This is a genomic window from Lacipirellula sp., assembly GCF_965279485.1.
Lineage (GTDB): Bacteria > Planctomycetota > Planctomycetia > Pirellulales > Lacipirellulaceae > Lacipirellula.
In genome coordinates this window covers 661250-674891 of the sequence record NZ_CBDIIC010000001.1, presented here as the reverse complement: position 1 = coordinate 674891, position 13642 = coordinate 661250, and the positions used below count along the sequence as shown (strand labels likewise).

General features: G+C 63.7%; 10 protein-coding genes. 3 read left to right on the top strand and 7 right to left on the bottom strand.

The annotated features are described in order from the left end of the window. Window positions 1-13: 13 nt before the first annotated feature. The 6 genes from ACQY7R_RS02895 to ACQY7R_RS02870 all read right to left on the bottom strand — a co-directional run bounded on the left by ACQY7R_RS02895 (window position 14) and on the right by ACQY7R_RS02870 (window position 6145). Window positions 14-997 (bottom strand): beta-ribofuranosylaminobenzene 5'-phosphate synthase family protein, encoded by a 984-nt coding sequence (locus ACQY7R_RS02895; RefSeq protein WP_428304099.1) that lies wholly within the window; start codon window positions 995-997, stop codon window positions 14-16. A 2-nt stretch (window positions 998-999) separates the two neighbouring features. After that, entirely contained in the window at window positions 1000-1632 is a 633-nt protein-coding gene (locus ACQY7R_RS02890; RefSeq protein ID WP_428304098.1) for a DUF447 domain-containing protein, read from the bottom strand. A gap of 6 nt (window positions 1633-1638) precedes the next feature. After that, entirely contained in the window at window positions 1639-2304 is a 666-nt protein-coding gene (locus ACQY7R_RS02885; protein WP_428304097.1) for an anthranilate synthase component II, read from the bottom strand. Window position 2305: 1 nt separating this feature from the next. Beyond that, complete coding sequence (locus ACQY7R_RS02880) at window positions 2306-3757, bottom strand: anthranilate synthase component I family protein (protein ID WP_428304096.1); 1452 nt, start codon at window positions 3755-3757, stop codon at window positions 2306-2308. Then, window positions 3754-5196: a DUF6513 domain-containing protein gene (locus tag ACQY7R_RS02875; RefSeq protein WP_428304095.1), complete on the bottom strand. Its 1443-nt coding sequence runs from the start codon at window positions 5194-5196 to the stop codon at window positions 3754-3756. Before ACQY7R_RS02875 ends, ACQY7R_RS02880 begins: the two co-directional genes overlap by 4 nt. Window positions 5197-5386: 190 nt before the next feature. After that, complete coding sequence (locus tag ACQY7R_RS02870) at window positions 5387-6145, bottom strand: SDR family NAD(P)-dependent oxidoreductase (protein ID WP_428304094.1); 759 nt, start codon at window positions 6143-6145, stop codon at window positions 5387-5389. A gap of 294 nt (window positions 6146-6439) precedes the next feature. Here ACQY7R_RS02870 and ACQY7R_RS02865 point away from each other — a divergent pair, with 294 nt between their 5' ends. Continuing rightward, window positions 6440-8047, top strand: coding sequence for a PQQ-binding-like beta-propeller repeat protein (locus tag ACQY7R_RS02865; protein ID WP_428304093.1), 1608 nt, complete (start codon window positions 6440-6442; stop codon window positions 8045-8047). Window positions 8048-8153: 106 nt separating this feature from the next. Here ACQY7R_RS02865 and ACQY7R_RS02860 read toward each other — a convergent pair whose 3' ends face one another. Continuing rightward, window positions 8154-10832, bottom strand: a complete 2679-nt coding sequence (locus ACQY7R_RS02860; RefSeq protein ID WP_428304092.1) for a hypothetical protein — start codon at window positions 10830-10832, stop codon at window positions 8154-8156. Between the two features lie 220 nt (window positions 10833-11052). Between ACQY7R_RS02860 and ACQY7R_RS02855 the strand changes: the two genes are divergently transcribed. Then, complete coding sequence (locus ACQY7R_RS02855; protein WP_428304091.1) at window positions 11053-11334, top strand: hypothetical protein; 282 nt, start codon at window positions 11053-11055, stop codon at window positions 11332-11334. Between the two features lie 29 nt (window positions 11335-11363). Next, window positions 11364-13640: a hypothetical protein gene (locus ACQY7R_RS02850; RefSeq protein WP_428304090.1), complete on the top strand. Its 2277-nt coding sequence runs from the start codon at window positions 11364-11366 to the stop codon at window positions 13638-13640. Window positions 13641-13642: the final 2 nt, after the last annotated feature.

Here is a 13642-nt window from a genome sequence, read left to right as displayed (position 1 = left end):
TACTGATCGGGGGCTAAATCGCGGCGGAATCGATCGTCGCTCCGCGATTATCAGCTCGAGTGATTCGCATCGCGTGTCCCTGCCAACCCGTCATCGCGCGCATGCGGGCGACAATCTCGTCCGCGTGCGCCTGATCGGCCGCAAACGCAAACACCGTCGGCCCCCACGACGATTGCCCGACGCCGCGCACGCCGAGGCTGCGAAGCGTTTCGACGCACGCAGTGATTTCGGCGGACGCGTAGGGGCCTCCCTGGACGCTCGCAAAGCAGTCGCCGGCGAGGCGGCCATATTCGAACAGCGCTTCGCCGAACACGTCGAAGTCGCTGTTCGCTGCTGCCGGCAGGATAGAAGCCTCAGCAAGTTGTGCGAGCCGTGCGGTTGTCGCTGGAGGAACTGGCGGCAATTGGCTGAATGCACTCAGTTCATGCTCGCCGCTGAGCCCCGCCGCCGGCGACGCGGTAATGAGTACGATCCGCCACTCAGCTGGAACTTCTACGCGCTGAGCCAATCTCGCCAATGGTTCGGTGAGCAGGCTGCCGAGTTCGTACAGTAGTCCTCCCTGCAAAAAACCGTGGCAGCCGATTGCGCTGCGGCGGCCGCGGCCGACCATCGCAGCGAGTTGCTCGGCATTTGCGGGAGGGAGGCCGCAGAGCGAGCGGACGCCTGCGGCAACCGCGAGGGCTAGTTGCGTGCCGCTGCCGAGGCCTTGGTGGGGTGGGATCGAGTCGCGAACCTCGATGTGGAGGGCTTGGGGCGTTTGCTGGTACGCTCCGGCCGGTCGTTGACCGGCGGCTACTAGATGCTCCAGCGACTGACGCGCGTGGGCGAGAGCGCGTTCGGCATCAGGGCCGGTGGCTTGCCATTCGGTCGACGTAGCGAGCCGCAGCGTGCAGCGCGGTTCGGCGATCATCATCCCGAGGCCGCCGAAGCTTGGACCGTCGGTTTGTTCGAACCGCAGCAGCCCGAAGTGGAGGCGGCTCGGCGTGGAGATTGTCACGCTCACTGTTGCTGCCCCGCTTGCTCGCCGGCGCGACTGACATGTGAACGCAAGAATGCCAGCGCCCGATGCTCGGCAGCGGCGCCCGTTTTATCGACGGCAATCTGCAAGCGGTCGTACTCCGCCAGCACCACTGCCGCTCCGGTGAGGTGCACTCGCGTCGCCAGAATCGCCGCTTCGAGCACCGCATGCTGGGCACGGTTAAATCCCAAAAACTCCCGCAGCGTCCCGCGATCGGTCACCTTCGCGACGATGCTCGTCCGTTCCTCAGCATCGTCGAGCGATTCGATGTCGAACGCATACCACCGGCACGCGTCAGCCAGGATGAGTGCGTCGCCGGCGGGCGTTGCGGTGAAGCGGGGTAGGGAAGCCGGCTGTCCGACCGCCGCTTGGGCCAATAGCTCCACCTCGTCGGTCACATGAAACACGCCGCGGCCAGTTCGCTTGAGATTCCGGTACGTCGTCGACGTTTGGAACGGCCGCAGCCAAAGGCGGTCAAGCGAGTCGTCGACGATCGGCCCCATCGGCGAGACGTTGACGCTGCCGTCGGCGTTCAGCGTCGTGACGATTCCCTCCAAGATGCGGCCCTCGGCGCCCAGCGTCGGCGGCGTTCGTGGAGTTTCGTCGGCAGGCATCGCGAACTAGAACGTGAGAGGTTTTTTCGGCGGCGTGTAAGGCGGCGTGATCGGGCTGCGGTCCTCGCTCGCGGCCAGATCGGCCACGTCAGCAGCGACCGTGCAACCCGCCTGCCGAAGGAAGTTGGCAAGCATCGCGTAGCCGTGTTCGGTGAGCGTCGCTTCCGGGTGAAATTGTAACCCAAACAGCGGCGCCGTGGCGTGCTGCACCGCCATAATGACGCCGTCGGGGGTGCGGGCCGTCACGCGCAGCGACGACGGTAGCGTCGCCTCGTCGATGATGAGCGAATGGTAGCGGCAAACAGTGAGCGGCGACGGCAAGCCGGCGAACAGACCGCTGCCGTCATGTTCAATCGGCGAAGTCCGCCCATGCCGCGGTTCGGCTGCGCGGACCACGGCTCCGCCGAATGCCGCCGCGAGCGCCTGGTGCCCCAGGCAGACACCGAGAATCGGCACATCGCGATTGAGCTCACGAACTACGTCAACGGAACACCCCGCCTCCGCCGGCGTACACGGCCCCGGCGAGATGACAATCGCCTGCGGAGCCAACCGGCGAATCTCGGCGACGCTCAACTCATCATTCCGCACGACGCGCGTTTCCGCTCCCAGCCGTACGAAGTAGCGCGCGAGGTTATGAACGAAGCTGTCGTAGTTATCGATGAGCAAAATCATACTAGACGAGCGCCTTCAGCATCCCCCGGGCCTTGTGCCAAGTCTCGCGATACTCGTCATCTGGATCGCTCTGAGCCACGATGCCGCCGCCGACCGGCAGTTGCCACCAGCCGCGGCCGGCGGTGATCGTGCGAATGAGAATGCTCGCATCCATCGCGCCGTCAAAACCGAGGTACATCAGCGACCCGCAGTACGGCCCGCGGGCCGTCGGTTCCAATTCAGCGATAATTTCCATCGCCCGTACCTTCGGAGCGCCGGTAATCGAACCGCCCGGGAAGCTCGCTCGCAGCAAATCGAGCGGCGAACATTCCGGCCGTAGCTCGCCGCGCACCACCGACACTAAGTGTTTCACGAAGGCGTAAGTTTCCAGCCGGCAGAGCTGCTCGATGTGCACGCTTTCCGCCGTACAGACCCGCGATAAATCGTTCCGCATGAGATCGACGATCATCACATTCTCGGCCCGATCTTTTTCGCTGCTCTCTAGATCGTCGCCGGCGAACAGGTCGGCCTCGGGGATCGGCGAGCGGCCGCGCGTCCCCTTGATCGGCCGCGTTTCGACTTGGCGATCGCGAACGGTGAGAAAGCATTCGGGCGATGCGCTGCAGATTTGCCACTCGCCCAGGTCGAAGTATCCTGCGTATGGCGCCGGGTTCCGTTCGCGCAACCGCAGGTAGAGGTCGCGCGAGGAACTCGTCGCCGCGTGAAGCAGACGCTGCGAAAGATTCACCTGAAACACGTCGCCGGCGTGAATGTACTCGACGCCGCGGCGGACCATCTCGCGGTAGGCAGCGGCCGACATGTTGCTGCTGACGCCGAGCATCGGCATATCGAATTGCGGTGCGAGCTGTTCGAGGCTCAACTCGGTTTGCGGACTGCCGCTGCCCGGTTTCTCCGCATGGGCGGACGCTGGCGGCGGCGAGGGAAAATTGCCAAACAGTAGCCGCTTAAATTCCGCCAGCCGTGCTTCTGCCCGCTCACGACGAGCCCGCGGCTCAATTTCTGGAAGTCCTTGTGAAATGAGCCACGCGCGGTGCTCCACATGATCGAACGCCACGACGACGTCGTACGCACCAACCGCCAGCGCGGGCGTCTGTAAATCTTCGAACCGCGGCGCAGGAACTCGCTCCAGGCTGCGATTGAGATCGTACGACAGCAGTCCCGCGAGGCCCCCCTGAAACGGCGGCAGGCCGGCGTGGGTCGCCGCGTGAGGAGTAAACTGCTTCCACAGTTCCTCGACAGCCGCGAGCGCATCGCTCCCATCGGCCGGGCATTCGATCCACGCGAACGGATCGGCCGCCACGAATGAATACCGACCCAGCCGCGGGTCGCGCGCGGCGCTATCGAAGAACACAACGTGCGGCAGCGGGGCCAACCGTTCGAACGCGACGACGGCCGACGCACCGCTCGGCAGCGGTTCGATGAGGGGCAGGGGAGGGGCGGCCGATTCGCTCATGTCGCGTCCTCAGCATCCACTTTCGCACCGCTCGAAGCCGCTTTCACGGTTGGCCGCTTGAGATAGTGCCGCGCCTCTTCGCGCGTCGCGAACCCCCAATCGAGCGGCTCGTCCTGTCGGTATGTTTTCCCGAGCGTCAGCGCGGTGAGCGCTTTGCACATCTCGTAACCGAGATAGAAAGCGTGGCCCGGATCGAGGTTCTTTGGCAGTCCGCCGTCGGGACCAGAACGTCGCAGCTGTTCGATGACCACGAACGGATCGGCATTGTGCAGATGCAAGCCTGCGCCGACAAGGTGGACCTCGCCGTCGGTCGCGTAGATTCGGTAGTTGTTGTCTCGCACCAGCATCGCCAAGTCGTCGATCGAAGCGACCGGAGTTTCGAGGACTTCCGTGTCGCGCAGCATCACCAACCCCGGGTCGAGATGCTTCGGCAGGACGCGGTGCGTTACCGCATGATGCATGATCCGCCTCGCGATGTCGCACTCAGCGACGCTAGTTCGCGCCCAGTTGATCACTTGCGTTGTGAGGATGCTGCGAATCCCTTGCTCCTGACAGAACCCCATCAGCAGCGCATTGACGCCGGCCGAATCGACGTCGGTCAATTCAGTGAGATTGCCGATCCCCATCATCACTTCGGCGTCAGGGTAACGTCGGTGAACGTCGAGATACCTGCCAAGGCTATTCGCGAAGCCAAACCCGATCGGCTCGAGGATTGGATCGATTCGCAGCCGCACGCCGCGCTGGGCAAGAAAGTCGATCGTTTCGTCGAGGCCCTCGAGCGTCGCCGGCACGTCGGGGGTGACGATCACTTCGGCGCCCCAATCGACCGCCGCCTCGCGATTGCTACTGTTGACGCTCAACACCAGCTCGGCGCCCGCTCGCACCGCCGGGGCGATCTCCGCCGGATTGAGGCTATCGACTGAAACGCGATGGCCTGCGTCGCGGAGTGCTCGCACGACGTCGGCAACGCCGTGCCACGTTCCGCCCGGATCGCAGCCGACGTCGATGAGGTCGGCGCCGTCGCGCTGCAGGAGCGCTGCTTGCCGCAAGATTTCCGCCAGCGGCAACCGCGGGCAGTGGTTGATCTCGGCGATGATTTCAATGTCGAACGCCCCGTAGTCGCTCAGCGGCGGTTGGCGTTTGAAGTACGAGTGAAGCTGCCGTAGGTCGCGCGGCCCGACTTCCACGGGCGTCGCCGTGATGGCCGTTAGCGGCGCGAGATCGCCGCCGCAGTATCCCGGCAGGATAATCCGGTTCGCAGACGCCGGCACATGCCAGTGCCGCGCGATCCACGCCGGCGACATCAGCGCCGCGACGGTAATCGGAAGCACCTCGACCGAATAATCAAAACCAACATCCGCCGCTAACGGCGCCACGACTGACTTGAGAGCGTGCTCAGCCAATCGACCGGTAACGAAATGGATGTGATCGCGGTGCATGAGCAGTTAGTAGCCGCGGGTCAACGACCCGCCGGAGCGGCACAGTTACAGTTAATTGACGAATGACGAATGACGAATGACGAATGACGAATGACGAATGACGAATGACGAATGACGAATGACGAATGACGAATGACGAATGACGAATGGGGAATGGGGAATGGGGAATGAGCGCCGGCTGCGTTAGGGGTCAGCGGCGCCCACCGTTTACCGCAATGATCTGCCCGTTCACAAACGCTGCCGCATCCGACGCCAGAAATCGCGCCACATGGGCAATGTCTTCCACCTCGCCCCACCGCGCCAGCAGCGATTCGCTCTCCGCACGTTCCTGCCAGTAGTCGGAAGCGTTGGCGCCCCACGCGGTGCGGATCCAACCAGGCGCGATGCAGTTCACGCGCACCGCCGGCGCCAGCGATTTCGCCAGGCTGCGAGTAAAATTCATGATGCCCCCCTTGGTGACCACGAACATCTCGCCGCTGTCGCCTTCCATTCCCGACTCGGCTTGGTCCCAACCAATGTTGATGATCGCGCCTTGGCCCCGCTCCTTCATCCGGCCGCCGATATCGCGGGCGAGCTCAATCGTCCCCAGGACGTCGACGTTCCACAGCTGCGCGAACTTTTCGGCAAAAGAGTGTTCGGCCCCGTCGCCCGTGAGGACGTCGACGCCGGCGTTGTTCACCCAAATGTCGATCGGCCGCCGCCGCCACAGCTCGGCGGCCAGTTGGCGACGGTTATCCGCATCGGCCAGATCGGTAACAGCCGCCTCCGCCTGGCGCTTTAATCGGCGGATTGCGGTGCAAACTTCCTCGGCCGCCTCCCGGTTTCGACCATGAACAACGACGTTCGCACCCGCCGCGGCCAGTTCGAGGGCAATTGCCTTGCCGATTCCGCGGGTGCTGCCGGTTACGACAGCCCAGCGATCGTCGAGTCGATAGTCGGAGTCGGGCATGGCAGGCAGAAACCGGGCGTCAGCAATGCGTCTGGCAGGGCAGGGAACAGCGTCGAGCTACTCTTCGGTTGTAGTTTGGCCGCTGGCGGGCCGCAACCGAACGGCCTTGGCGAGCGTACTAACGCTAGAACCGACGCAGTTTTGCAGAACTCGGCCGGCCAGGGCGTTCGGCTTGCCGCTGAGGCGCCGGGGTTGGTTGCCTGTCGCAAAAAGCAACTTTACGATTGACCAAACTCCTGACCGTTTCTCCGTGACATGAGCTGCGTGGCGCCTGCCCAATCACCAAGCCTGAACATGCTCCCCAGCGCGAAGCCGCGGCTGCGCCGTGCCAGGTCGCTCGTGGCGTGGGTGCTGCTGCTGGCAGTCGTCACCGCCGGCGTCTGGTCGACCGACATCTCGAAGGACTACAAAAACATCACCCTCCAGGTGACGCTCGTCCTGGCAGTGGCCGGCCTCTCGGTTTGGACGCTCCGCCATAGCCTCTTGCCGCGACGGCTGCGGCTGACGACGGCCGCCCTGGTTTGGGTTCCCGTCTGGGCCGTGACGCCACTCGGGCCGGTGCAACTCATCAACAACGGCAACAGCGGCTTCGTTGACTGGCGGTGGCGGTGGGCGGCAACGCACGACCAATCGCTTGCAGGAGTCGCGGCGGCGCCGCAGGTGCGGCTCGACTGGCAAGAAACCGAACGCGACTACCCGCGCTTCCTCGGCAACGGCTACTGGGCGGAAGCAAAGGGAATCAATCTCGACGCCGATTGGAAGGCGAACCCGCCAAAGCTCCTGTGGAAGCAACCGATCGGCGCCGGCTGGTCGGGTTTCGCCATCGTCGGCGACTTCGCCGTCACGCAAGAGCAGCGCGGCAACCAAGAGATGGTCGTCTGCTACGAACTGAAGACCGGCCAAGTCGCGTGGTCGCATGCCGACGACGCCCGCTGGGATCCGTCCGGCCCCGGCGCCCTCGGCGGCATCGGTCCTCGCGCGACGCCGACAGTTCACGACGGCCGCGTCTACACGCATGGCGCCACCGGGATCGTCAATTGCATCGACGCCGCCACCGGCAAACGCCTTTGGTCGCACGATACCCTAAAAGAATACGGCGCCGAGAACATTAGTTGGGGCAAAGCCGATTCGCCGCTGATCGTCGACGGCAACGTCGTCGTCAGCGTCGGCGCCCTCGACGATCGTTCGCTCGTCGCCTTCGACGCGAAGACGGGCGAGCAAGTCTGGGCGGCCGGTGCGCGGCGTTCGTCGTACGCGTCGCCCGTGCTGACGGAACTTGCCGGCGTCCGCCAGATTCTGGCCGTCAACGAAAATTTCCTCACCTCGCACGACGCGACCACCGGCGAGATCCTGTGGGAACATCCTTGGGATGGCGACAGCAACGGCAACGCCTCGGCTTCGCAGCCGGTCCCCGTCGGCGACGACCGCGTCTTCCTGTCGAAGGGTTACGGCATCATGTCGCAGCTGTTCCAGGTGACGCACGACGAATCGGCGGAGCCTGACAAGCAATGGTCGACCGAAGTCTTATGGTCGAAGCCGGTCCTCCGCACGAAGCTCGGCAACGTCGTCATTCGCGACGGCGTCATTTACGGCATCGACGACATCGACATGGACTGCGCCGACCTCGAAACGGGCCGCCGTCATTGGAAGAAACGCCGCCGTCCGGAACTCGGCCACGGCCAGATCATCTTGGTAGGCGACAAGATCCTGGTGATCAGCGAGGCGGGCGAACTGGTCCTGCTCGCCGCCGATCCGAAGAAGTATCGCGAACTCGCTCAAGTGCAGGCGATCGAAGGGATCACCTGGAACAACCCCGCGATCTCGGGGCGGTATCTGCTCGTCCGCAATGGCGAAGAAGCAGCTTGCTTCGAGCTGCCCGTTGTTGCGTCGCCAGCGCTCTAGCCCCGGGCTCCGCCCGGGGGTGGGTTTCCATTCCGATAGACGTTGCCTCACGCACAGGCACCCCCGGGCGGAGCCCGGGGCTAAAGTACGAAACCTACGCCAGCATCTACGGCCCCACCGACTCCGCCATGTCGATCTCGACATGCGCCTCAATCGCCGCACTGTCGAGCCTCGCTTCCGCTCGCAGACCGCGGAACCAAGTCAGCAGCGGCAACTGAAAATCTTCCGGCGCCGCCGTTAATTGAAAACGGTTCTGCGGCAAGATCGCCGTCGAGGTCCACATCGGCTCGCCACTGGGCACGTCGACAAGCTCATACGTTCCGCCTAGCGGACAGACGAACTTCCCGTCCATCAGCCGCTCGGCCACGCTTTGGCAATCCTCGCGCGGGACGTGCAACTGGTTCGCGAGAGTGTTCATCAATCGGCAAGCTGCGACAGAGGTCTCCCTCGTTCGCATGTAGCCGAACGCACTCACCGTTGCCGCGAGTTGCTTATCGCTCAGGTCGGCCACGTCGATCCAGAGCTGCCCCGGCTTTTCAATCGGAACCATCTGCAGCTGCGGCAACACTTCTCTGACTAGGTCGGGCTTGAAGCTGATCAGCAGAAAATCATCACGCTTTGCTTGCCACGTCGACTGAACGCCCGGAATCGGCTGCTCGCTTTGCGCGAGCGAGTCGCCCATGAAGAGCCGCAAAATCCCAGGCTTGGGCCACGCGCCGACGTACATGCGAACCAGTTCCGCCGGCGCCGCTCCGGCGGCGACGCTGCCGTTGTCGACGACCAGCGGTGTGCGGAAGTCGCGGATGCCTAGGAACATGTGATTCGGCTCCGCAGCGGCGGCGCCGAATGGCAGCGGCGAATCGAGCACCGCCTCCGCACTGATGACGTTGCCGGCAATCGGTCCCAAACGCTCACTGCTCGGCGGGCCGAAGGTCGTCGGCAACCGGCCGAGCTTCACGTCATTCAGCGGCGTGGCGACGACGTCGATGGCAATCGTCTCGCCGCCCCCTTCGATGGGAACGCGCGCGATGCCGGCGCCAATCGGTGGCAACTGGCCGATTTCTTGACGAAAGCGTTCGCTGAAATCGCGATAAGCCGCTACTTCCGCAGCCGACACGGCCGTCACTTCGACTTCGCCAGTCGGCAAAAACAACCCCGGCCGGCCGCGCACTGAGTCCGACGCCGCATCGCCGAGTACGACCAGCTGCGAACCGTCGAAACGTTGCCCAAATCCTGCCGGCAATAGGCCTGCCGCGACCAACTGCTCGACCGTCGTCGCATCGATTCCCTCGGCCCGCGCTTCGAGCTGGGCGAGTTCGAGCAGCTTCACTTCGCGGGCCGAGCGTGCACGACGCTGCGACTCGATCCACATCCCGGGGCTCGACAGCGATTGGAAAAACTCCGGCGGAATGTACGCGAAGACCGCGTCGTTGCGACTCACGGGCAGCCGCTTACGCATCCCGAGAAACCCGGTCGAGGCCGCGAGCGAGCGTTCCCCTTGCCCCGCGAGCAGGAACAACTGCACCAATCGCTCCGAGGTGGTCACCAAATGAAAGTCGCCATCCTGCACATAGTAGGAGCGAACCTCGCCCCCCGGCGTCGCGACGAGCGATACGTCGCGTTCGGCAATCTTTACCGTCGACTCCGTCGCGTCGGGATAATTCTTCAGTGCCTGCCGCCGCTGGGTGTTGAGATCGTTCGCGAGCAGCGGATTCGCCTTCGCCTGAAACAAAATCCCTGCCGCGCCACCCTGGGCGATGTACGGATCGAGCCCAATCATCGCTACGTCGGCGATCACCTGCGGCCCCAGAAACTTCGCGAGGGCGTTTTCACGCAGCGAGAGCTGCTGCTCAAGTCGCTGCGTCGCGGCGCGATCAATCCCGCGCCGCATCAGCATGTTGCCGAGGTCGCCTTGCCACTTCTTATTGAGGTCGCGGAACCAGAGGTAGTTTGTGAAATTGCCGAACCGCACGTAAAAACATTCGACCGGTACGTGAAGCGCGATCGGCTCGACTTCGACGCCGTTGAGTTCCTCGCCTCCCTCCGGCAGCGCGAACCACGGCAGCGGCGCCGGCAATGGCTGCGGCTCACCGGCGGCGGCTGGCGTGGCGGCGAGGATTTGCTGATCGAGCGCCAACTGATGCGACTCTGTGTTGAACAGTTCATCCCACACCGTCGCTTTAGGCGACGAGAGCGCGGCGAAGAGGCCGCCCGTCGGTTCCGGCAGCGGCTTGCCCAAGCGCCGCGACAGGTTGGCCGCCAAGAAATTCTCAACCACCGGCGGGAACTGCGGGTTCTGCCGCAGATTCTTCCAACGCGTCGAATACTGCTGCCACCACTGGTCGAGCAGCGCCTGCCGACCGGCCGGATTGATGCGCGGCGTCACGCGAATCTTCTGTTCGGTCGGCGCGAAAGCTTCCAGCTCGAACGGCTGATCGCCGTGGAAGAGGAAGTACATCGTCACCTGCCGCGGTGAGTCGACCTCCAGCAACCGTCGCAACAGCCGGCGCACGGGCGCGTCCTGGATCACCGGGTACAAAACTCGCCCATCGGGCGACGCGACCGTAAACCGTTCGTCGTCGAGCGGCGACACCGGCCGATCTGCCGCCACGGTCACGCGGCCGACGCCGAACGGCTCGCCCGCGTAGGCTTCGACTTCGGCGGTATGAGCCGGCATGGCGACAACGCCGCCGATCCAAGCCGCCATGAGGCTGAGGCCAAGAATGTTGAAGACGCCGCGGACGTGGAGGGCAAGTTTCATAATCACGGAGCGAAGAATGTTCACGGAAAGCAATTTCGATGTGCGGAACTTGGTATCATGCTAACGAGTTCTAGCTTCGGGGGCACGACTCCTGGCGTTGCCAGTGCCGACAAGGCAGCTTTCGTTCGGATGAGGTTTTCACTGGGCGAGGCGTCCCCGACGTCGGTTTCCGCCGCTACGGCTCGAGGTGATTTTTAAACGCGCAACTTGCAACCCGACAACAAGTTCTGGCAGAATCAGTCGCATGACGAAACCACGACTTTCCATCCGAAGCATGGCGCTGATCGTGCTCATCGCCGCCATCGTGTTTGCCATCGCATCGCAGCCTCCAGCGATCGCGGGGATCGCCATCGGACTGCTGAGCATTCCGCTGGCGCTTTTTGTGCAAGCGGCGTTCTTCACCGCGGGTTCGGCTTTCGGGCGTTGGCTGGGACCAATTGACGTCGTAGCTCGCACCGATCGCGGCGGAGTCGAACACTCATCGCTCGCGACAGCAGCCGCCGCGCGAGATGCGGCAACCGATTGATCCTCCGGCGCCTCATGAGGAACTCCGCATTGATTTTCACTCGGTTCAAGCTTCTTGTTCTACTTGCCCTCTGCACAGCGTGCTGCGCGGGGAATGATCTTCAAGCGCAAACGCGTCGCCCGCGGCAGGCGGGGATTCCCCAAGCCGCTAACTGGCCTCCGACGGCGCTTTCGCCAGTCATCGTCGCCGTTGGCCCGAGCGGCACAGTCGACGTCGGCGTCAATGGCGACGGGTTAACGATCCCGATGGGGCATGCTGGCCCTGAGTATTCGATTCCCAATCGGCTCCGCTTGGGTGTGAGGAGCGATTGGCCCGGCATGTACGGCTATCGCCCCGTGCAAGTGACGGTCCGCGCGGAGAATCCGGCTACAAGCGATCACGAACTCGAATTCCGTTTCGTTGGCGGCGATTGGGATCACCGCTACAACTCAATCTCAGTGCGCAAGAAGTTCATGCTGCGTCAGGGCGAGCAAGAGACCTCGATAACGCTGCTCGTTCCGCAATTTCAAGCGTGGTATCGCTGTAGCTGGCAACTTGACGTCGACGGCACGCGCGACGACGAGTTGACGCTCGTCTCTTTTGACGCCAACGATCTCTTGGCGAACCGCGGGAATAACGGCAACGACGTTGCGGCGGTTTGCGTCTTGCTGAGTAGTTCGCAGCAACTCGCCGCAAACGAGGATTTGAGCCTCGCGCATTCGAACGCCGCGGTGTCGCTGTCGATGCTCAAGCCCGAGGAAATGCCGACCGACTGGCTTGCCTACACCTCGCTGAACGTCATCGTGTTGCCGGCCGCTCAACTGCAGAATCTGATTGACAAGCACCCGCAGCAAGCGGACGCCATGCTGGACTGGGTTGCCATGGGCGGAAATCTTTGGCTCGTTAGCGCTGGTTCCCGGTGGCAGGAACTCGACAAAGTGGAGCAAGTGCTGGCGGCGCGCGAGCATCGGCCTCCGACGTTGGCCGCGAAACGAGGCGAGCTGCCTGTTCGCTGGAAATTCGCGCAGCTTGATGGCCGGGCCCTCGATCCCGATCAAGGCGCCCTGCTGCTTTCCGACTACGAGATTGCCGAGACGTCCGCCGCCGAAACGCCGGCTACGCCGATGAGCCCTGCGGCTGCTGCAGCGGCCGCCGCGCAGGCAGTGCTCCAGTCGGCGACCAACCCCAACGCTGCCAAAGATTCAGCCGAATGGTTCGCTGTGCGCGGTAAGGGATTGGGAACCGTCGTCGCCTTCCGCCGCAACCTGCGCGGCAGAAGCGAAGTCGATAACCAAGAGGCGGCGCGCGTCTTCTCGCAGTCGCTGCTGGCTCCGCGGCAACTTTGGGGCGGACGCTTCGGCAGTACCCCCGACGACGGCAACGCCGAATTCAATGACTGGCTCATTCCCGGCGTCGGCTTGGCGCCCGTCGGCAGCTTCCAAATCTTGATCACGCTCTTCGTGCTCGCCATCGGGCCGCTCACTTACTGGCTCTTGCGCCGCGCTGGCAAGCTGCCGATGTTGATCGCCATCGTACCCGCCGCCGCGTTCCTGGCGACTTGCAGCCTGTTTGCCTACGGCATTCTTGCCGATGGACTCGGCGGTCGCGTCCGAGGCCGCAGCGTGACGCTGCTCGACCAGCGCAACGGCGCGTCAACTAGTTGGGGACGTTACTCCTATTACGCCGGCATCGCGCCGCGCACTGGCTTGAGCGTTCCCGTCGACCAGGCAATGTTTCCCATTCTCCCCAACTGGTCGCCTGTATTCGGTTTTGGAGGTCATAGCTCGCTCGGTGAGCGCGAAATCGTTTGGGACGACCGGCAGCAATTAACCCGTGGCTGGATCGCATCGCGCACGCCAACGCAGTTCCATGCGCTCGCCTCGCGGCAATCTGCGATGCGCCTGCAGCTTCGTTCGACCGCCGCGGGGATGCGCGTCGCCAACGAATTCGAAGTCCCGGTCGTCGGCGTCGCGATTCAAGACCATGACGGCAAGTTCTACTGGTGTGATGCGCTCGCGCCCAAGGAAATTCGCGTCCTTCAGCCTCTAGAGCAAACCGAAGTCGCGTCGAAAGTGCGCCGCCTGTTTACCGAAAACCTGCCTGAACTGCCGGCAGGCGACGATGGGCGTCAGCCCGGCGGCTACATGGGCTACGCGATTTCCGACAGCGTGATGGAGGCACGGTTGGCTGCCATCAATTCGCCGCAAGTCGCCGGCTGGGGGCCGGGCCGCTATATCGCGTTCACTGAACGGGCGATCGAACTCGACCCCGGGCTGGAAGGGATCAGCGAAGAACGAAGTTTCCACGTCGTCGAAGGGAGCTGGTAGCC

Bases quoted from the DNA above. Each gene is read 5' to 3' on its own strand.
- ACQY7R_RS02890 (WP_428304098.1), bottom strand. From the start codon at position 1,632: ATGCCTGCCGACGAAACTCCACGAACGCCGCCGACGCTGGGCGCCGAG.
- ACQY7R_RS02885 (WP_428304097.1), bottom strand. From the start codon at position 2,304: ATGATTTTGCTCATCGATAACTACGACAGCTTCGTTCATAACCTCGCG.
- ACQY7R_RS02880 (WP_428304096.1), bottom strand. From the start codon at position 3,757: ATGAGCGAATCGGCCGCCCCTCCCCTGCCCCTCATCGAACCGCTGCCG.
- ACQY7R_RS02875 (WP_428304095.1), bottom strand. From the start codon at position 5,196: ATGCACCGCGATCACATCCATTTCGTTACCGGTCGATTGGCTGAGCAC.
- ACQY7R_RS02870 (WP_428304094.1), bottom strand. From the start codon at position 6,145: ATGCCCGACTCCGACTATCGACTCGACGATCGCTGGGCTGTCGTAACC.
- ACQY7R_RS02865 (WP_428304093.1), top strand. From the start codon at position 6,440: ATGCTCCCCAGCGCGAAGCCGCGGCTGCGCCGTGCCAGGTCGCTCGTG.
- ACQY7R_RS02855 (WP_428304091.1), top strand. From the start codon at position 11,053: ATGACGAAACCACGACTTTCCATCCGAAGCATGGCGCTGATCGTGCTC.